The sequence below is a fragment of the Chitinophaga sp. HK235 genome (genome assembly GCF_018255755.1).
Lineage (GTDB): Bacteria > Bacteroidota > Bacteroidia > Chitinophagales > Chitinophagaceae > Chitinophaga.
On the sequence record NZ_CP073766.1, the window covers coordinates 2,510,488 to 2,529,540 of the forward strand.

Here is a 19,053-nt window from a genome sequence, read left to right on the forward strand (position 1 = left end):
AAGTTCTGGAATAAATCCCTCATCAATACTGACTTCAGGGATTTTAACTTTGGCTTAAAACCGAAAATACCATGTCATCAATATCCCGCAAAGATTTCATTAAAAATTCCTCCATACTCCTGGCCGCTGGCAGCAGCCTGCTGACAGGTAGTGCAGCCCGGGCAGCAACAGCAACAGCAACAGCTGAAACATCAGCCACACCCGCTGTTGCCCCCGGCAAATCCTTTACCCTTAAAAACGTTCGGCTGGAAACAGGCTTCGAATACGAAGAAGGTGAAGTGACAGGTACCAAAACCGAACTGTTCACCGTCGAAATCAGCAACGGAAAGATAAAAGCCGTGCTGCCCAACCAGCCCAATGCCAAAGCCATCGATGCAAAAGGCTGGCTGATGCTGCCTTCCTTCCGGGATATGCATATCCACCTGGACAAAACCTTCTATGGTCTTCCCTGGAAAGCACATCTCAAAAAAAATAAATCAGTAAAGGACATGATCGCCTTTGAACAACAGGTGATCCCTAAACTGCTGAAAACATCCACCGCCCGCACAGAAAAACTCATCGAGCTGCTGCAGTCCAAAGGTACCGGCTACGCCAGAAGCCACGTCAATATTGAGCCTACATCTGGTTTAAACTCACTCAAAAATCTGGAGAAGGCGCTGGAAAACAAAAAGGCTTCCTTTACAGCAGAACTGGTGGCTTTTCCGCAGCATGGCCTGTATTATACTCCTTCTACCGAACTGATGAAAGAGGCCGCCAAAATGGATATCGACTATATTGGAGGTCTGGACCCATATACCATCGACGGCAGCATTGAAAAAAGCATGGACTTTGTAGTACAGCTGGCCCTCGACCATAACAAGGGCATCGATATCCATCTGCATGAAGCTGGTGACTCCGGCACAAAAACCATTGAATACCTGATCAATAAAGTCAATGAAAATCCGGTACTGAAAGGCAAGACCTATATCAGTCACAGTTTTGCGCTGGCCAAAATGGACAACAGCAAACTGCAGGAAGTGGCGGAGAAGCTGGGCAATGCCCGCATCGGCATTATGAGCACCATTCCGTTTGGCAACACGATTATGCCTATTCCTACGCTTTATAAATACGGCGTAGAGGTACAGGCAGGCAACGACTGTATCATCGACCACTGGAGCACTTTCGGCTCCGGTAGTATTCTGCAGAAAGCCAACCTGGTGGCACAGCTTTATGGATACCGTACAGAATTTGATCTTTCCAGATGCCTGAAGATAGCCACTCACAACATACTTCCGCTGGATGATAAAGGCAACCGCCAGTGGCCTAAGGCAGATGATAAAGCCGACCTGGTACTGGTAGACGCGAGTTGTTCTGCAGAAGCCGTATCCCGCATTTCACCGGTAAAATCACTGATACACCAGGGAAATCTGGTGTTTTAATCCATACTTCTCTTTTTTACCATTTGGTAAACAGGCCCGTTTGCCCGCTGTGTAGTTTTGTCAGAAATCATATTTATGACAACACATACATTAGCAGGCAAACGGGTTATTATTTTGGGCGGAACTTCCGGCATCGGTCTGGCCACCGCACAGGCAGCCGCCGCAGAAGGTGCGCAGGTGGTGATTGTGTCCAGCAACCGGCACAGGATAGAACAGGCATTACAACTATTGCCGGCAGGCTGTTCGGGCCATGCGGTGGACCTTAGCAAGGAAGAAGAAATCAGCGCTTATTTCGGTCAGACTGGTGCATTCGATCATCTGGTATATACCGCCGGTGAAAATATCCGTATCGGCAGGCTCTCCGACACAGACCTGGAGCGGGCGCGCGAATACTTCAACATCCGTTACTGGGGTGCTGTAGCGGCGGTCAAATATGGTTCGCCGCATATACGGCCAGGAGGTTCTGTGACACTTACCTGTGGTATTGCCAGTATCCGGCCCGGTGCAGGCTGGTCATTGGGTGCCAGCATCTGCGGCGCCATGGATGCATTCTGCCGCGCGATGGCTGTAGAGCTGGCACCGCTGCGGGTAAACATTGTATCTCCCGGTGTAGTAAAGACCAATCTCTGGAACAGTTTCAGCGAAGAAGAAAGGACCACATTGTACGAAAGTGTAGGCAGTGGCCTGCCTGTACAACGGGTAGGTGAAGCAGCAGACATTGCCCAATCCTATCTGTACCTGATGAAACAACAGTTTGGTACAGGTCAGACATTGGTGGTAGATGGTGGCGCGGTGCTGGTATAAACACATTTTGTTTAACTTAGTCCGCTACGATATTCATCTATGGAACATAAAATATTCCAGGTCCTCATCGACTTCCTGCAGCTCTTTGGCAAAATCAGTGCTGCCGACCAGCAGCTGATAAGCGCCCACTGCAGCTATCGCCAGGTGAAAGAAGGGACTGTATTACTGGAAGAAGGCAAGGTGGCCAGGGAATTGTTTTTTATCAGTGACGGTGTGCTTAAAATTGTGAACACCAGCGATAAGGGTAACACTGTCACCCTTTTTTTCCTGAAGCGTAATCAGTTTTGTACGATCCTGGGAAGTTTTACCGGCAGAACACCGGCTCAGGAAGGCATTATTGCCGCCTGCGACAGTGAAGTGATTGTATTCAGAAAAGAAGCGCTGGAAGTATTAAATGAAAAGCTCCCTTATTTCGGAAATCTTGTGAATGCTATCATCCAGCAGGGGCTGTTGGACAAAATACAGACCCGCAACGCACTGGCAGGTGAAGATGCTACTACCCGCTACCGTAAGTTCCTGATCCGTCAACCGGACATCGCTTTACGTGTATCCCTGAGCGATATTGCTTCTTACCTGGGTATTACCCAGCAATCCCTCAGCCGCATCCGGCGCAACTTTCACTGATCATCTTTCTAAAAAAATAAAGCCCCGATGAATATCGGGGCTTATTTACCTAAACCTACAACTGTTACACTGTTATTGCAACAATATTTTTATGTTGAAAAACAAGACCGTTAGTGCATAGCAGACGGATCGAGTTTTGCAGCTTTCTTAGCTCTTACCATCAATACAAAGGGGATACAGATGAGGAACATGAGTCCGAGGTAGAGGAACACGTCCATGTAAGACATTACGGCCGCCTGTTTGGCGATGCTGTAGTCGATAACCTTGTATCCGCTTTTAAGGGCAGTACCGGCGTCCATGCCTTTGGCAGCAAAGTTATGTGCCATGCCATTTACGCGGTTGATCACATCGGGGTTGTTGGTATCCAGTTTGGCCACCAGGTCGTTGCGGTGTACCATATTCTGACGGGCCATGAAGGTAGTGATCAGGGCTACGCCGAAGGAACCTCCCAGCTGACGCATCATACCGGTGAAGGCAGCGCCCTGGCCGATCTGCTGACCTTTCAGAGACGACAGCGCCAGTGTGGTGATCGGGATAAAGAGCAGACCCATACCTACCCCACGTACGATCAGCATCCAGAAGAATGCGTCTTTGCCGGTATCGGAAGGTGTGATGATCATATATCCCCACAAACTATAGACGAAGAACAATAACATACCCAATGCCACCAGGTATTGTTGCGGCACTCCTTTTTCCAGGAGTTTACCGATGATAGGCATCATGAAAGCGGTTGTCAGTGCGGCCGGGATCATGAGCATACCAGACTGGGTAGCGGTCCACCCCAGTGTACTTTGTGTATACAGCGGGATGATGAAGGTAGAACCATACAAACCAAAACCGAGGATAAATGATAGTATCGTACCGACTCGCAGGTTACCGTTTTTCAGTACCCGCAGTTCCACGATCGGGTTTTTGTAAGTGAGTTCTCTCCATATAAAGAAGAACAATGCCATAGCGCTGGAGACAGAGAACAGGGTGATGATGGGGTCGTTGAACCAGTCATCTTCCTGACCACGTTCCAGTACAAACTGCAGACAGCCGACAGTAATGGCGAGCAGCAGGATGCCAAGGAAGTCGATTTCATTCAGCGCTTTCTTCTCAGCATATTTCGGGCTGCGTACGAACTGCAGGGTAAGCAGTGTAGCGATCACACCGATAGGAATGTTGATATAGAAGATATATGGCCAGGAATAGTTATCCGTGATATAACCTCCGAGCGGCGGGCCCAGTGTAGGACCGATGATTACGCCGAGACCATAGATGGCCTGGGCAACACCTCTTTTTTCGGGCGGATAACTTTCTGTAATGATCGTCTGTGATGTTACCAGCAATGCACCTCCTCCGATACCTTGTATGAAGCGGAAAAGGATCAGCTCCCACATGACTGTTGCGTTACCACAGAGGAAGGATGAAACGGTGAATATGATAATAGAGGCAGCGAAGTAATTGCGGCGGCCGAACTGTGCGGAGAGCCAGCTGGTCATTGGTACGATGATTACGTTACCGATGGCGTAAGCGGTGATCACCCAACTGATCTCACTGAGTGTAGCGCCCATATTACCGCGCATGTCGTTCAATGCCACATTCACGATAGTGGTATCTACGATTTCCAGCAGTGCGCAGAAGATAGCGGTGATCGTGATGATCACCCTGCGCGAGCCGTATTCTACCAATGATTCTTGTTGCATGCAGCGATTTATTTTGAATGAATGCAGGGCGACCAGGAATTAATAATTAATGCCGGTTTCAGGGCCTGTCTGATGGATTATTGTTCTAGCTAATGGTCTCCGTTTAATATCTAAATGTCGCGGATTAACTATTAACCCCTGGTCGGGATGCATTCATGTATGAATTAGTTGAGATGCACGTCTACCAGTACGTTCATGCCCGGGCGCAAGCGTTTGATCAGCTCATTGTTCGGGTCATCGAATTCGATTTTTACAGGAAGACGTTGTACTACTTTTACGAAGTTGCCGGAAGCGTTATCCGGAGGCAGCAGGGCAAATTTAGCACCGGTGGCAGGTGAGAAGGAAGTCAGTTTGGCTTCCAGCGGAGTGCCTGGGAAAGCGTCTATATGAACGGTCACTTTCTGTCCGAGCTTCATTTTGTTGAGCTGTGTTTCCTTGAAGTTGGCCACTACCCATGGAGCGGTGTCCATTACTACACTAAAGAGTGACTGACCAGCGGAAATATATTGACCTGGCTGTACAAATATTTTTGATACTACGCCATCTTCAGGAGCGGTGATCACAGTGTAGGACTGTACCAGTTTAGCATCGTCCACATCTGTTTCCCTTTGTTTGATGGCAGCATTGGCCAGGCTGATCTGCTTGGAGGTAGCGCTGCTCTGGGAAGACACTACAGAAGTCTGGCGGTTGGCTGCAGCTTTCTGTCTCACCAGTACGTCGAGCTGACGTTCAGCGGTTTGTTTGGCAGCCAGTGCCTGTTCATACTGTTGTTGGGTGATGGAGTGATCCTTGATCAGGTTGTTGTAACGTTCGTAGTCCTGATTGGCTCTCCAGATATTTACTTTAGCAGCTTCGATCTGTGCGTCGATGGTGCCTACGTTAGCCTGCGCAGTGCTGATACCGGCTTCGGCAGCAGAGGTGGTTGCTTCTGCAGCACCCAGGTTGGCTTTAGCGGTACCCAGGGCATTTTCGGCCTGTTGTACTTTAATAGCCTGATCACGGTCATCCAGGACTACCAGGGTATCTCCTTTTTTCACGTGCTGGTTATCTTTTACTCTTACTTCCTTTACAAAACCTGATACTCTCGGAATAACAGGGCTCACATTAGCATCGATCTGGGCGTTGTCTGTTTCTTCGTGGTGCAGACCATGGATGTATTTAGAGATACCGAACGCGCCACCACCCAGTACCAGAGCGGCCAGAACGATCACGAACCCTTTGCTGCGCTTTTTAGGCGCGGAATTTTCCTGCATGGTTATATTATTAGTAGCTTTTGTTTGCGTTTCCACAGCTTTGTAGTTTATTGGTTTGTTGTTATTTGTTGTTGTCGAGTACTCCCGATGCCTGTAACAATTTGTTGTAGGCCACCAGTGCATCTGCCTTTGCAAAGGCGTAGTTCAGATGGGACTGGAGGTTGGCCACGTCCGCATCCAGCAGGTCGGTGGTAGTGGCCAGATTGTTATCATGCTTATTTTTAGTGATCCGGTAATTCTCTTCTGATTGTTCTATTGCCTTAATGTAGGTATCCATTTTCTTGCGGCTCAGCAGGTAGTTTTCGTAAGACTGCACCACATCGAGGTGGATGGCGTCTGTGAGCCTGGCCTGGTTGGCTTCCAGTTCAGCGAGCTGGGCTTTGGCGCTGGCTACCTTGCTACCTGTTTTCCAGAGGGAAGCAAGGTTATACTTCACACCTACCCCTGCAGTCACCGCATTGGTGATGGTTATCACGTTGGGGATATAAGCGGCTATATAACCACCCGTGAGGGCCAGGGAAGGATAATATTCTCCTTTGATGGCTTTCACATTGGCGTTGGCAGCTTTTTCCTTAGCGGAGAGGGAGCCGGCGTCTTTACGGTTCTGATAAGCCAGTTGTTCAAATTCTTCCACGCTTCTGGCATCCAGTCTATCATCCACTTTAAAGACGGTGGTGTCCAGCTGCAAGTCAGTTTTATCGGGCAGTCCCAGCATGATGTTCATGTTGAGGTTCGCTACTTTCAGGCTGTTCTGAGCGTCCATCAGGGACAGCTCATAATTGGACTGTTGCAGCTCTGCTTTTAAGAGGTCGTTGCGGGCCAGCAGACCATTCTTTTCCAGGTTGGAGAAGTCTTTTACACGTTGGGTAGACTGTCTCAGGTTTTCCTGCATCAGTTTTACCGCCTGGTTTGCCTTGTAAAGGTTGCTGTAGGCAGCGATGGTATTCTGGATGATATCATCTCTGTCTTTATCAGCGTCCAGTTTTGCAGCCTGAGCGAGGTATCTGGCTGCTTCCTTGCCGCTCTGGATCATCATGCCGGCGAATACTGATACAGACACATTAGCTATACCGTAGGCAGCCTGATTTACTTTGGGGGCTTCCATCGGAGCGCCGCCCGGGCTGCTGTTACCTTTTGCGAGCTTCAGATCGATGTTGGGTTGTGTCAGACGCAGGTAGGAGCCGGAGATACTGGCGTCGGGTAACTGACGTTCGTTAGCCGTTTTTACGTTGGCGTTGGCCTCCGTTATCCTGGCCTGGCTGGCTTTCAATTGTTTGCTGTTTTGTATACTCAGCGATATGGCTTCATTTAACGAAAGCGGTTTTACGCTTTGAGCGGATGCTGCCTGAAAGACCAGCATCAGCGCGATTCCGGATGCAAGCGCATATAATCGTGTGTATATGCTTCTAGAATTCATGTGTTAGGATTGCTTTAAACAATTTTTTTAAATGAGTGCTCAATCTGAGCCTTAAAAATTCTTTGAATTCCTGGTCGTCCATATGCGCGTATTCCGTATAGGTCCGCAGCAGGTACTGGGCGGGTATGGTCTGATGAATTGTTCCGAACAAGGTTGTCATCAGCATTTCCACATCCACATCCTTATAAAAGATACCGGCATCCTGGGCACTGGTAACGATCGGGCGCATCAAACCCAGCATTTCGCCCTTCAGTTGCCAGATAAGATCCCGTACCGGGCTTTGCTCCTTGTTCAGTTGTTCCCGGCTCATAATGCACTGGAAATTCTGTTCACTGAGCATTTTATTGATAAACCTGTCGATCAGGGAGTATATTTTTTCCAGGGGCGCCATGGTGTCGTTCTGCACCAGCTCATTGATGAATACACGGGAAGCATTCATCCGGAGCCTGAAAACAGCTTCCAGCAACTTATCCTTGGATCCGAAGTAATAGGATATCATGGCAATGTTTACATCTGCTTCCTGGGCTATGTCTCTGACGGAAGTGCCATGAAAACCTTTCTCTGCAAACAGCTTTTCCGCCACCGTGATGATAGATAACTGTTTTTCGTTATACTCTTCCATGTTCCCTTTTAATTTGACGAGGCAAAGTTAAACAAACGTTTAATTTAAACAATCGTTTATTTAAACGTTTATTTAAATTTTTATTTTCTTAACTTTTATCTTTCTATTAATCAATTATTTATAAAATAATTTTAAGGAGATTTTAAGGTTACTTTTTAACATTACTTTAAAAGTGGAATATTGTATCAGTGACACAAATAAGGAGACGAACAATAACAGATAATATTGCTACAGGTGGAAATGAAATTTTATATAGAAATTTTTTAATTTAAAGGAGATCATTTTTTACTCTTATGGCTACAACACGTTCTTTTCCTCCCGGCATCATCCTGCTTACCTGGATGCTGGCAGGCACCCTCGATCTGCTTAGCGCCTGTGTCCAGTTTGTACTGGTAACCGGCAAAAGTTTTGTCAACGTACTCCTGTTTGTTGCAAGCGGCGCATTTGGTAAGGAAGCCTTCAGCGGCAACCCGGCCATGCCGTGGTGGGGAGTGTTTTTTCACTATTCCTTTGCGCTCTTCTTTACCCTGCTTTTCTTTTTTCTGTATCCCCGTATACCGGAAATGCGGAAAATACCTTCCGTAACCGGGCTGATATACGGCATCTTCGCCTGGATCGTGATGAACCTGCTGGTGATTCCTGTCAGCAGTATTCCCCACGGACCTTTCCGTTTAGCCAATACCGTTATTGGCATGTGTATTATCATGGTGATGATCGGCCTTCCTATGGGGCTGATGGCAGGGAAGTATTACAAAAAGATTTAGAGATTTAGTTATTTAGGAATTTAGTTATTTGAGTTCAATCCCTAAATAACTAAATTCCTAAATAACTAAATCTCTAAATAAAAAAGGGCGGGCGCTATCAAGATATAAGCCCGCCCCAGCACATCTCAACAAATTGCAAGATGTTGTACCTGTTTATCAACCGTTAACTTAAATGATGTGAACAGAATATAATATCGTCAACCGGCGACCGGTCGCCGGAATAAGGTCTTTTATCATTAAATAAACATGAAAGCCGGGTAAAACAAGACAATTAAGCAGTGATCATGAATGCCCTGGTCCGGATTTTCACAGGTAACCTAATTAACAGAACAAGGGAACAAAATGTTCAGCAACTGTTCAAATCATGCCCTTAATATCCGTAAATTAGCCTCTGCAATGCAGGCAATCGAGTTCATAGATCAGCAATATTTCTCCGGCCAGTACCGATATATCAGCCCTTCGGCCGACCTGGCACCTCATGTGGTGTACTACTGGCTGCTGGACCTGCGCAAGCCTGTCCCCGACAATGAAGAGTTCCGGGAACTGCTCATGGCCAACATGAATTCCTCGCTGGTGTTAAATATGGGCGCCCCTTTTGAAATATGTAATGCCGAAGGACAACTACTGCACAGTTGCCGTGGCAGCGAGTTAATAGGATACCAAACAACGCCCGTATCCTACCGGCATCATCCCAACAATTTCCTGGCCGGCATTAAGTTCAAACCGGCATCTCTCAATTATCTCTTCCATGTGAAAGGTGCAGACATGCACCGCCAGACACTTTCAGCCCATGATGTCATGTCGCAGGTACCGGCACTGGAATCTGCCGTATACGATGCCACCAGCCTGGACACCATCAAGTCACTGCTGGAAAATTTCCTGCGCCGCTATGCCATCCAGGCCACAGACAACCACCGCTTTGCCTGCATACTACAGTCGCTCAACGGCCCAGCCCTGCAGCAGTCCGGCTTTCAACTGAAAAAACTGGCAGGCCTGCTATACGTATCTCCCCGCACACTCGAACGGTATTTCAGCGAAGCTTTAAACATCAGTCCCAAAAAATGCCTGTCCATCCTGCGATTCCGGCAGGCAGCAGAACAATACACCCGCCTCGGCTATAAAGCTGACTGGGAAGAACTGGGCTATCACGACTTCTCCCATTTCCGCAAGGAATGGCACAAATGGTCTGTTACCCTTTCTGAAGAAACCATTTAACCCTTCCTCAAACTGTCGCTTTTTTACACCAGTATTTACCCACCCTCCTGCTATGTTTGTGAGAACCAAACAAAGTAAGTTATGTTTTCCGCGCACCGTCAAAAGCTTTCCCGGCAACTGCCTGCCGGCGCTGCCGCTCTCCTTACCGCCAACGATATTCTACCCACTAATGCAGATGGCGTTATGCCCTACTTCCCGAATGTGAACCTGTACTATCTTACAGGCATCGCAGAAGAAGATGCCATGCTGGTGCTCTGTCCCTCCCACCCCGACCCTACCCTGCGGGAAGTACTGTTCATCAAAAGAGTAGACCAGCTCTTTATAAAATGGGTGGGCAGAAGAGTCGATAAATCCACGGCCTCTGAGATATCCGGGATCAGTACTGTTTTTTATACCGATGAGTTCTGGGTCATCATGAAAAAAATACTGCCGCTGTGCAGCAGTATCTATCTGCATACCAACGAACATGCCCGCTCGGAAAATGAAACCCAGACCCGGGAAGACCGCCTGCTGCTGACCTGCAAACAACTTTATCCGCTTCATCATTATGAAAGGCTTTACCCTATCCTGGCCCGTCAGCGCAATGCCAAAACACCCGAAGAAATTGCACTGCTCAGAAAAGCCTGCGATATCTCCGAAAAGGGTTTTCGTCGTGTATTACAGACAATCAAAGCCGGCCAGACAGGTCTGCAGGTAGCTGCTGAAATGATTCATGAATACATGCAACATAATACTACCTGGGCTTATGAACCCATCGTGGCTTTCGGGGATGATACCTGCATCCTGCACTACCGCGCCAATAAATCCAGCGGCAAAAACGGAGATCTCGTACTCATCGATGCTGCTGCCCACTATGAGTACTACAATGCTGACCTTACCAGGACCATCCCTGTCAATGGTCGTTATACCGCGCGCCAAAAAGAATATTACAATGCTGTATTACGCGTCCACAAACAATTGCGGCAACACGTACGCGCCGGCATCCTCATAAAAGATCTGTGGAAAGCCTCCAACAGCCTGCTCCTCGGAGAACTTGTCGGGCTCGGCCTCTGCACCACTGCAGACATTAAGGCCAACGGAGAAGCCTATTACCTGGGCAAATACTGCTATCACAATGTATCTCACTTCCTGGGACTGGACATACACGACACCGGCTATTATGATGAGCCCATGCCGGCAGGTGCCGTTATCACCAACGAACCTGGGATATACAACGAAGCAGAAGGTATAGGTGTGAGAATTGAAAACAATCTGCTGGTAACCGAAAACGGTTATGAAGATCTGATGGAAAATATTCCCAGGGAAGCAGAAGAGATTGAAGAACTGATGAACCGATAATCATCCTATAAAAAAACCAATGGCTCCTGATATACCGGGAGCCATTGGTTTTTTTGTTATTTCAGTGAGTTGATCCACTGTGCTATTTTCATTGCATCGGCCTGTGGCACCTGCGGGAAAGGCGGCATAGGCGTAGCATAACCCGGCCAGTTTTCCGGCTTTGGATTTTTGATCAATGCCATGATTTTAGCCACGGTATAATTTCTTTTGGCAACTTCCTTAAAGCCAGGACCTACCTGCTTTTTATCCGGATTATGACAGGAAGAGCAGGTGTGTTTGTTGAGCAGTGGCTGTATCTGCTCATAGGTAGGCACTTTGGCCGGTTCTCCTTTAGCAGCTTCCGTTTTACCGGTAGCTTTAGCAGGAGCTTTGGTTTCAGCTGCTACTGCTTTGGCACTGTTTCTGGTGCTCAGCTCCGACGCCGGCAGAGAGGCTCCTTCCGGAATATTATTCAGCGTATAATACACATCAGGATGTACCAGTGAATAAGATCCTTCCTGAGAACGGATGCCGTTCAATGCCAGTTTGTGAATATAGTAGCGGCGCATGCCGTTGATAACGAGGCGTACGGTCATACCATCAGCAGATACTTTCACCCCTTTTACCGTCAGGTTTTCTGTGTTAACAGTAGGGCTGCCGTACACCGGATGATACTTGTAGATAAAGCTCTCCACATGATAAGCTGCGAGGTCTTCTGCATATTTTTTATCCACCGGCTGGGTGAAGGTAATTTCAAAACCATCCGGGCGGGCGCTGACCGTTCTCATTTCAAAAGGCACGCGGTTGTTCCATACGAGCCGTTGCAAACCTTGGTTGGCATCACCTGCAGATCCCCAGCCACGGTTGGTTTCACCTACAAAGAGGGAACCGTCTTTAGCCCAGGTCAGCCGCAGTACGCCCGACTGAAAACCACTTCTGAAGTCCCATGCAGCACCCTGGTATTCGCCGTTTACTTTTTCCAGGAATACACGCATAATTTTACTCTGTCCCTGATCCCCTACCAGCACCTGTTTGGCAAAAGGCCCGAACACGCCTTCCGGGATAGTCACCACCTGTGAGTTGGAGACGCCCAACACACCATGCGGCAGCCATACAGCCGGCAGCTGTACTTCGGGGAAGTATTGTTTCATATCAAAGAGGGTCACGAACTTTTCGTTCTCCACGTTTTCCGGTTTGATGGCGCGACCATTGGCGTCTCTGCGGTAACGGGGATCTACTTTGCTATACAGCTGTTCAGTCGTGAGTTTTACCGGAGAGTTGGGCAGGTTGGTCCAGCGCAGGCCGGCAGGATGTCCTACGAAGCTGCCTTTTTTCACATGTACCAGTCCACCGGAGCCCATCCAGTCGCCCTGGTTTTCGGTATAAAACAATTCGCCGTCGATGATGCCCAGTCCGCAGGGAGAGCGGAATCCGGTAGCCCAGGGCTCCATCTTGCCATCTTCGCTGATATGCATCATCCATCCGCGCCAGGGTACCCGACTTTCACCACGCCACCATTCTTCGTCGCCGAAGGCCACATTGCCCGACACGAAAAAGGAGCCGTCAGGTGCTACCACAGGGCCGAAGCTGTATTCGTGATAGTGGCCGGATAACGGCCATGCATATACGGTTTCGAAACGGTCCATTTTACCATCCATATCGGTATCGGTAAGTTTGGTGAGCTCACCGCGCTGGGCGCAGTACAGGGAGCCGTCTTTCCATACAAGCCCCAGCACCTCATGCAGGCCGGAGGCCACTTTACGGAAATAAGGCTGCCGGCTGGTGGGATTTTCCACGATGAAGATATCGCCACGGCGGGTAGCGATGCCCAGGTCACCATTGGGCAGCGTACACAGGCCGCCTACTTCCAGCAGGGTACCTTCCGGTGAACTGATACGGGCGATACGGAAGAAGTCTTCCTCTTTGGGCGACTCCTGTGCCTGTATGGGTTGAATAGCAGTGGTCATCATCAACATACCAGCTGCTATCCCGGCTGTCAATCTTTTATAGTTCATTTTCATAATTCTCTTGCATATTTCTGCTTAGAAGATAATGGCGTATCCGATAGCTGTTTTTACGGGCACAATCAGTTCCATTTTTCCCTGCTGGCGGCGGATAACGGGTTGGGCGCCGGTGTTGTCCATTTTGATATACCAGGCTTTGTCCCCTATCATATAGGTCCCGTCGGGCAGTTGTGTGATACTATCGGCCACGGCTAAACGGGCGTAGAGGTTTTCAGGGGTGCCGGCCAGCTGAAGACTGCGGTGTACGCCGGTATTCTGCGGCAGTATCCGCAGGGTATCGCTGACAACGCTTCCGTATATTTCGAACCGGAATGAAGGCAGCCCCTGTGGATCGAGGGAGTAGCCTTTAGGACGATAGGCAGTGCCGATGGTATCGGCAGGCCACTGCGCCTCTGCCGATGGTAGTTGTGCCAGGGCCATGGCCGGTTGTTTGTCCAGTATACGCACCATGCCCATCGGGCGGGAAGAGCCGTCACCACGGTCATGCCACATGGGTGTGGTATTCAGGAATTCACCGCGCCATACCTGTACCGGTACGGCATGGTCCATATCGTAGGTGTAATGCAGTTTGGCCGGACTACCTACAGAAACAGCGTGTACTACGCGCTGACCACCTTTCAGGTCCATGAAGCTGCGCAGGATGGTATTTTCGGATGCTGTCACCAGGATAGGGTCAGTAGGATCGTCTGCGGGCACATTGGCATCACTGATCACCGATTCGCGGAGGGTGGCTGATTGTACAGACAGGGAAAGGGATGCTTTGGCCCAGTCTACCTGTTTGCTGTACAGCACTTCCAGCGGATAGCTGCCGGCAGCCAGTTCTACGCTGCCTTTGGCGTCTTTGTTGCGGGCTGCGTTGAATACCTGGTCATTTATTTTCAGCTGTCCGCCACCACCGGAGGTATGCAGATTAAAATCATATTTACCTGCAGCTTTCACTACCAGTATACTGTTATAACGCACCAGAAACTGGTTATCAGGCAAACCTGCCAGGTTGGGGGTGAGTTGTGCAGCCTGTCCGGAAGCCAGCGGTTTTATCGTGTTAAAGTCCGGCTGTTGCTGGAAGACGCCTTTATAGATAGCATAGCGTACGTCTTTCAGATCGGGACGTGGCGTATTAAACTGCTGTATACGGATATTACGGAAAGCAATGGTGCCGTGGTCTCCCTGGATACGCAGCGGACCTTCGGCCACTTCATTGTTTCCGATAGCGCCGCGGGTGGGGCCTGACAGGGATATGTTTTCCTGTATGGTTACGCCATTGAGTTCTATTTTGAGGATGACCGCGTTGGCTGTTTTGTTGCCGGCGGCATCGAAGCGGGGGGCCTGGAAGGAGATTTTCATATGCTGCCACAGGCCGGGTGCGAGGCTGGCGTTCTGCCTGGGAGCATGTCCATCGTATCCCTGCTGCCCTTCAGGTTTGTTGTTGTCCCAGCGTTCGTAGATGCCGCCGTTGTCGGAGGCGCGGGGGTTAGGGTTGCCCCAGCTGTCGAGGAGCTGTATTTCGTATCTGCCCTGCAGATAGATACCGGAGTTGGAGCCTGCTGACATCAGGTAGTCCAGTTCCAGGTCCATATCACCATGTTGCCAGGTGGTAAAGAGGTCCTGACCATGTTTTCCCTTGTCGGGTAGGTTAACCAGGATACCTGTACCGGTGGTGGTTACCAGGGTATTCTCCTTTTGCAGGTCTGCATTCACGTCGCCGGCTATACGCCAGCTGGGTGCCGGCTGTTTAAATGCCGACAGGTCTGTCAAGGGAATTGTGTTCTGGGCGGACAGCTGCTGATAGCAGCCGATGCCCAGCATGAAGACCAAAGCCTTGCCTGGACTTACTCCCAGCCGTTTTAACTTTGGGCAGAACTCATACCTTCTGAGCATAGATCTGTTTTTGTTTTTGGTTTTTGCTAAATGCGTTTAGCACTGCATCCAACGTAAAAAATAGTGACTATTGATTGAAATTACTCCGGACTAAAAAGGGTGGGCTACAGCTCTTCAAAGTATATTTCGTGGAATTATATACACTACGCACTCATGCCACATGCCTGTTTTTACAGACTGTAGTCATGACAACAATTCTTTTAGCATCCCTGGTCTGCCAAAATAGAAATTTATTATTACAAAATCGTTATAGCAGATTAAAAATTACATCAGCGGTAAAATAGCGATTAATATATACAAAAAGAAAAATCCCGGTCGTCTGAGACAAGCGGGATGGTCCAACTATTTTTTGTACTATTTTTAATAAGCCCTGGCGGCTGCTACTCCTCAAAAAGTCTGAATGATTCAGGGTTTCAGGCCGAACTTCTCCAATGCAGCGACTGTGGTATCGTAGCTGGTATGACATATACCGTTGATGCCTACACTGTTTGCCACATCCACAAACATGGACCGGTCTTCCAGATAGGCCACTTCTCCCGGCGACACCTGAGCGATGTCGAGCGCGATTCTGTAAATATCCGCATCCGGTTTACGATAGTGCACAAAACAGGAGGAGACAAAAAAGTCAACGAAAGAGGCAATGCCGAAATAGTGGATACGGTGGGTGTTCAGCTCACGGCCTTCATTGTTGACGATGGCGATCTTGAGTTTGTACTTTTCTTTCAGATGTTTTACCAGCGAAATCATATCGGGATACGGGGATGACTGTGCAAACATAAAATCGCGGAACTGCTGAGGCGTAAAAGGTCGGTCTTCATAAAACACCACCCTGTTCAGGTATTCATCGAGGGTGAGTTTGCCTACTTCATAGGTGTCAAATGTAAGGTGATGCCTTTCTTCGGTTTCAGCAGCATCGAGGTTAAAAGTCTGTACAGCCAGCTTGCGTGCGGCCCGGTCCCATCCGTTGGTCAGCAGTACGCCGCCAATATCCAGAAATAATGTGGTGATCGGTGATTGGTTCTCCATTTGAATAAGGTAGATTTGTTCTGCTAAATATAACGTTATCCATCGATTTAAATGTTACCCAAATGATGAATTTACGCAAGGCTACCATCAGCGATATGCCTGAGCTGCGCGACCTGTACCAGCAAACTATCCGGACCGTGAACAGCCAGGATTACAATGCTGCGCAGATAGCAGCATGGTCCGGGCGTGGAGACCGGCTTTCTTCTCTGGAAAATAAAATCAATACCCAGCATTTTTTTGTAGCAGAAACACCTGATAAAGTGATCACCGGATTTGCATCACTGGAAGACGATGGAGAACTCGATATGATGTTTGTACATAAGGATTGTCAACGGCAGGGAATAGCCACCTTGCTGGCCAACCATATTATCCAGACCGCGAGGGAGCTGGGGATACCTGTGCTGACAGCCTATGTAAGCATAACCGCCAGATTGTTTTTTGAAAAAATCAGGTTCCGGGTAGTACGGGAACAATCAGTAAACATTGATGGAGTGGAGCTGACCAACTATCAAATGGATTATTTGGTTATTTAGTTATTTGGCTATTTAGTTATTTAATGATTGTCAAATAACCAAATAGCTAAATAACCAAATGATTTTTACTTGTTGTTCTTCACTTCCTGCACGTAACCATTAAATGTGATCGGCTGCCGGTTGTTGCTGGTCACCTGTACGGTAGCATAACCAGTGCTGGTAATAAAAATCGTCATATTCTGGATATCCTGGTCTTTGGGTTTGATACTCACGTCCCATCCGTCTTTTTTGCCGGGGGTGGTGGTGGTATATTGGAAATTCTTTGATTTAAAATCCAGGGGCGATTTGGTAGCACCATAGGGAGCTGAATACGCCCGGCCAAAATAAGGCAGGTAACTGACGATAGAATCGGGCGTAACGGTGAGGTTGAAGTCGGAGGTGATCTGCCGTACACGTCCACTCATGGGAGTAGCACTCTGAGCAACGAACACATAGGTTTTATTATCTACCATTGCTTTAACAGCTTCTGCTTTGGCGGCTTTTTTCTGAGCCCTGGTATCCTGGGCATAGATGTTGGTGAAAGTAATGAGGGATAATAAAGAGCAGAACAGCATTTTAAACGCGGATAAACTTTTCATAACAAACGGTTTTACGCCTGATTCTGTACGAATATCGTACCAGATAAGGAACTTCTAAATTTTAAAGGCCATGCCTAACCCTTACGTTTCATTATTAAATACTGCCTGGAAATACGCACGCAAAGAGCGTAAAAGATTCCTGCTGATATATACTCTTTTTATTCTGGCGAATGTCTGTTTTTCACTGAACCCCATACTGTTTGGGTGGTTCATTGGTACCATACAACAGGATTCAGCCAACCTGCCCCGCAACGCCATGCTGTTTGCCGGCGGCTATATGTCGCTTCACCTGCTGGAATGGGCTTTTCATGGACCGGCGAGGGTCATGGAAAGGCAGCTGGCTTTTAAGCTGAGCCGCAACTTTCTGCAGGAACGTTATCATCAGGCCCTTCACCTACCGGTGAAGTGGCATCAGGACAATCACAGCGGTACTGTGATCAACCGCATCCGTAAAGCCTATGAAGCGCTGAAGGAATTTTTCTCCCATGGTTTTATGTACCTGCATGCTTTGTCCAAACTCATATTCTCGCTGGTGGCGATGGTGTATTTTTCACCACTGTATGGCGCTATAGGTGTAGCGATGGGCATTATATGTGTGTTTGCCATGATCCGTTTTGACAAGCCTTATATCGAAACGCTGGAAGCTGTCAACGAAGGCGAGCATGCCGTTTCAGCCAACCTGTTTGACAGCCTGTCCAATATTATGACGGTGATCACCCTGCGTTTGGAGAAAAGCATGGAAAACGGACTGTTAGGAAAAGTAGCCGCCATCTGGCCACCCTTCCGGAAAAATGCCTATATCAACGAGTGGAAGTGGTTTGTAGCAGAAATGCTCATTGCACTCATCTACTGTGTGATCGCCCTCGGTTATATATTCCAGCACTGGGTGCCGGGAGAAGTTTTTCTAGTAACCAATCTGGTAATACTGCTGGGATATGTGAACCAGTTCACCAGTGTATTCTCGGACGTAGCCTGGCAGTATACTGATATCGTGCAGTATAATACTGCCGTAGAAACGGCCAGCAATATCAGTGACTCCTACAAGGAACACCATCGTCCGGATACCGCTCCTACCCTGCCTGACAACTGGAAAACCGTTGACATACGGGAGCTGAACTTCTCTCACCGGGCCACCTACCATGAAAATCATGCACCGCAGAGCCTTCACCAGTTGCAGGTACAGATAGGGAGAGGTAAAAAAATAGCGCTCATCGGTGAGAGTGGCAGCGGCAAAAGCACCCTGCTGGCGCTTCTCAGAGGATTATATGAACCGGAGAAAGACACCATCGTGCTCGTCAACGGAGAGCCGTACCCGTTAGCCACCATCTATGAATCTGTGACCCTGTTTCCGCAGGAGCCGGAGATCTTCGAAAACACCATCGCCTACAACGTTACGCTGGGCCTGCCTTTCAGCAAGGAAGAGATCATGGACGTATGTGAAAGCGCTCACTTCTCTGAAGTGATAGGCTTACTGCCGGAAGGACTGGATTCAGACATAAGGGAAAAAGGTGTCAACTTATCGGGTGGACAGAAACAACGACTGGCCCTTGCCAGGGGTATCCTTGCTGCCAGAGACAGTGAGATCATTCTGCTGGACGAACCGACCAGTAGTGTAGATCCTAAAACGGAGGCGATGATTTACAGCAAGATGTTTAAAACCTTCTCCGACAAAGCGATCGTGTCGGCCATGCACCGCCTGCACCTGCTGCCGCAGTTTGATTATATCTATGTGTTGCAACAGGGCCGTGTGGTAGCAGCCGGCAATTTCAAACAGCTCCGGGACAATAGCCCCATATTCCAGGAGCTATGGAAACATCAGGAAAACAAATAATTTTTTTAACTAATATTTATTATCATTGCAGCCGCTTTTTCATCCTATGGGTTCTCTCCCG

The 19,053-nt window shown here is 48.5% G+C and carries 16 protein-coding genes; 8 read left to right on the forward strand and 8 right to left on the reverse strand.

The genetic code is table 11. From position 1 onward, the window contains the following. Nucleotides 1–71 precede the first annotated feature (71 nt). The 3 genes from KD145_RS08330 (at nt 72) to KD145_RS08340 (ending at nt 2,846) form a co-directional block, all read left to right on the forward strand. Nucleotides 72–1,418, forward strand: coding sequence for an amidohydrolase (locus tag KD145_RS08330; protein WP_212005438.1), 1,347 nt, complete (start codon nt 72–74; stop codon nt 1,416–1,418). Between the two features lie 75 nt (nt 1,419–1,493). Then, entirely contained in the window at nt 1,494–2,222 is a 729-nt protein-coding gene (locus KD145_RS08335; protein ID WP_249219765.1) for an SDR family oxidoreductase, read from the forward strand. Nucleotides 2,223–2,261: 39 nt separating this feature from the next. Next, entirely contained in the window at nt 2,262–2,846 is a 585-nt protein-coding gene (locus KD145_RS08340) for a Crp/Fnr family transcriptional regulator (RefSeq protein WP_212005439.1), read from the forward strand. A gap of 110 nt (nt 2,847–2,956) precedes the next feature. On the opposite strand, the gene KD145_RS08345 is transcribed toward KD145_RS08340, so the two are convergent. The 4 genes from KD145_RS08345 to KD145_RS32470 form a co-directional block, all read right to left on the reverse strand. After that, nucleotides 2,957–4,534, reverse strand: a complete 1,578-nt coding sequence (locus tag KD145_RS08345) for a DHA2 family efflux MFS transporter permease subunit (RefSeq protein ID WP_212005440.1) — start codon at nt 4,532–4,534, stop codon at nt 2,957–2,959. 164 nt (nt 4,535–4,698) lie between these two features. Then, entirely contained in the window at nt 4,699–5,823 is a 1,125-nt protein-coding gene (locus KD145_RS08350) for an HlyD family secretion protein (protein WP_308219046.1), read from the reverse strand. Between the two features lie 25 nt (nt 5,824–5,848). After that, nucleotides 5,849–7,204, reverse strand: coding sequence for a TolC family protein (locus KD145_RS08355; RefSeq protein ID WP_212005441.1), 1,356 nt, complete (start codon nt 7,202–7,204; stop codon nt 5,849–5,851). Continuing rightward, entirely contained in the window at nt 7,194–7,826 is a 633-nt protein-coding gene (locus tag KD145_RS32470; RefSeq protein WP_212005442.1) for a TetR/AcrR family transcriptional regulator, read from the reverse strand. Before KD145_RS32470 ends, KD145_RS08355 begins: the two co-directional genes overlap by 11 nt. A gap of 293 nt (nt 7,827–8,119) precedes the next feature. Here KD145_RS32470 and KD145_RS08365 point away from each other — a divergent pair, with 293 nt between their 5' ends. The 3 genes from KD145_RS08365 to KD145_RS08375 all read left to right on the forward strand — a co-directional run bounded on the left by KD145_RS08365 (nt 8,120) and on the right by KD145_RS08375 (nt 11,143). Continuing rightward, nucleotides 8,120–8,590 (forward strand): hypothetical protein, encoded by a 471-nt coding sequence (locus KD145_RS08365; protein ID WP_212005443.1) that lies wholly within the window; start codon nt 8,120–8,122, stop codon nt 8,588–8,590. Nucleotides 8,591–8,986: 396 nt separating this feature from the next. After that, nucleotides 8,987–9,805 carry a helix-turn-helix domain-containing protein gene (locus tag KD145_RS08370; protein ID WP_212005444.1) on the forward strand — a complete coding sequence of 273 codons (819 nt, stop codon included), beginning with the start codon at nt 8,987–8,989 and terminating at the stop codon, nt 9,803–9,805. Nucleotides 9,806–9,886: 81 nt separating this feature from the next. After that, nucleotides 9,887–11,143 carry an aminopeptidase P family protein gene (locus tag KD145_RS08375; RefSeq protein ID WP_212005445.1) on the forward strand — a complete coding sequence of 419 codons (1,257 nt, stop codon included), beginning with the start codon at nt 9,887–9,889 and terminating at the stop codon, nt 11,141–11,143. A gap of 56 nt (nt 11,144–11,199) precedes the next feature. Here the strand turns inward: KD145_RS08375 and KD145_RS08380 are convergent, their stop codons facing one another. The 3 genes from KD145_RS08380 to KD145_RS08390 form a co-directional block, all read right to left on the reverse strand. Beyond that, entirely contained in the window at nt 11,200–13,143 is a 1,944-nt protein-coding gene (locus KD145_RS08380; protein WP_212005446.1) for a hypothetical protein, read from the reverse strand. A gap of 21 nt (nt 13,144–13,164) precedes the next feature. Further along, the gene (locus KD145_RS08385) at nt 13,165–15,024 is read right to left on the reverse strand and encodes a family 16 glycoside hydrolase (protein ID WP_249219766.1); all 1,860 of its coding nucleotides are present in this window, start codon (nt 15,022–15,024) and stop codon (nt 13,165–13,167) included. A gap of 405 nt (nt 15,025–15,429) precedes the next feature. Beyond that, nucleotides 15,430–16,050 (reverse strand): HAD family phosphatase, encoded by a 621-nt coding sequence (locus KD145_RS08390; RefSeq protein ID WP_212005447.1) that lies wholly within the window; start codon nt 16,048–16,050, stop codon nt 15,430–15,432. Nucleotides 16,051–16,112: 62 nt separating this feature from the next. On the opposite strand from KD145_RS08390, the gene KD145_RS08395 reads away from it, so the two are divergent. After that, entirely contained in the window at nt 16,113–16,583 is a 471-nt protein-coding gene (locus KD145_RS08395) for a GNAT family N-acetyltransferase (RefSeq protein WP_212005448.1), read from the forward strand. Between the two features lie 65 nt (nt 16,584–16,648). Here the strand turns inward: KD145_RS08395 and KD145_RS08400 are convergent, their stop codons facing one another. Beyond that, complete coding sequence (locus tag KD145_RS08400) at nt 16,649–17,161, reverse strand: DUF4251 domain-containing protein (RefSeq protein ID WP_212005449.1); 513 nt, start codon at nt 17,159–17,161, stop codon at nt 16,649–16,651. Nucleotides 17,162–17,231: 70 nt separating this feature from the next. On the opposite strand from KD145_RS08400, the gene KD145_RS08405 reads away from it, so the two are divergent. Beyond that, the gene (locus KD145_RS08405) at nt 17,232–18,992 is read left to right on the forward strand and encodes an ABC transporter ATP-binding protein (protein ID WP_212005450.1); all 1,761 of its coding nucleotides are present in this window, start codon (nt 17,232–17,234) and stop codon (nt 18,990–18,992) included. The last annotated feature ends 61 nt before the right edge of the window (nt 18,993–19,053 follow it).

Coding starts and splice junctions, on each gene's coding strand:
- KD145_RS08330 (WP_212005438.1), top strand. CDS start 72: ATGTCATCAATATCCCGCAAAGATTTCATTAAAAATTCCTCCATACTC.
- KD145_RS08385 (WP_249219766.1), bottom strand. CDS start 15,024: ATGCTCAGAAGGTATGAGTTCTGCCCAAAGTTAAAACGGCTGGGAGTA.
- KD145_RS08355 (WP_212005441.1), bottom strand. CDS start 7,204: ATGAATTCTAGAAGCATATACACACGATTATATGCGCTTGCATCCGGA.
- KD145_RS08375 (WP_212005445.1), top strand. CDS start 9,887: ATGTTTTCCGCGCACCGTCAAAAGCTTTCCCGGCAACTGCCTGCCGGC.
- KD145_RS08335 (WP_249219765.1), top strand. CDS start 1,494: ATGACAACACATACATTAGCAGGCAAACGGGTTATTATTTTGGGCGGA.
- KD145_RS08405 (WP_212005450.1), top strand. CDS start 17,232: ATGCCTAACCCTTACGTTTCATTATTAAATACTGCCTGGAAATACGCA.
- KD145_RS08400 (WP_212005449.1), bottom strand. CDS start 17,161: ATGAAAAGTTTATCCGCGTTTAAAATGCTGTTCTGCTCTTTATTATCC.
- KD145_RS08365 (WP_212005443.1), top strand. CDS start 8,120: ATGGCTACAACACGTTCTTTTCCTCCCGGCATCATCCTGCTTACCTGG.
- KD145_RS08370 (WP_212005444.1), top strand. CDS start 8,987: ATGCAGGCAATCGAGTTCATAGATCAGCAATATTTCTCCGGCCAGTAC.
- KD145_RS08380 (WP_212005446.1), bottom strand. CDS start 13,143: ATGAAAATGAACTATAAAAGATTGACAGCCGGGATAGCAGCTGGTATG.
- KD145_RS08345 (WP_212005440.1), bottom strand. CDS start 4,534: ATGCAACAAGAATCATTGGTAGAATACGGCTCGCGCAGGGTGATCATC.
- KD145_RS08395 (WP_212005448.1), top strand. CDS start 16,113: ATGATGAATTTACGCAAGGCTACCATCAGCGATATGCCTGAGCTGCGC.
- KD145_RS32470 (WP_212005442.1), bottom strand. CDS start 7,826: ATGGAAGAGTATAACGAAAAACAGTTATCTATCATCACGGTGGCGGAA.
- KD145_RS08390 (WP_212005447.1), bottom strand. CDS start 16,050: ATGGAGAACCAATCACCGATCACCACATTATTTCTGGATATTGGCGGC.
- KD145_RS08340 (WP_212005439.1), top strand. CDS start 2,262: ATGGAACATAAAATATTCCAGGTCCTCATCGACTTCCTGCAGCTCTTT.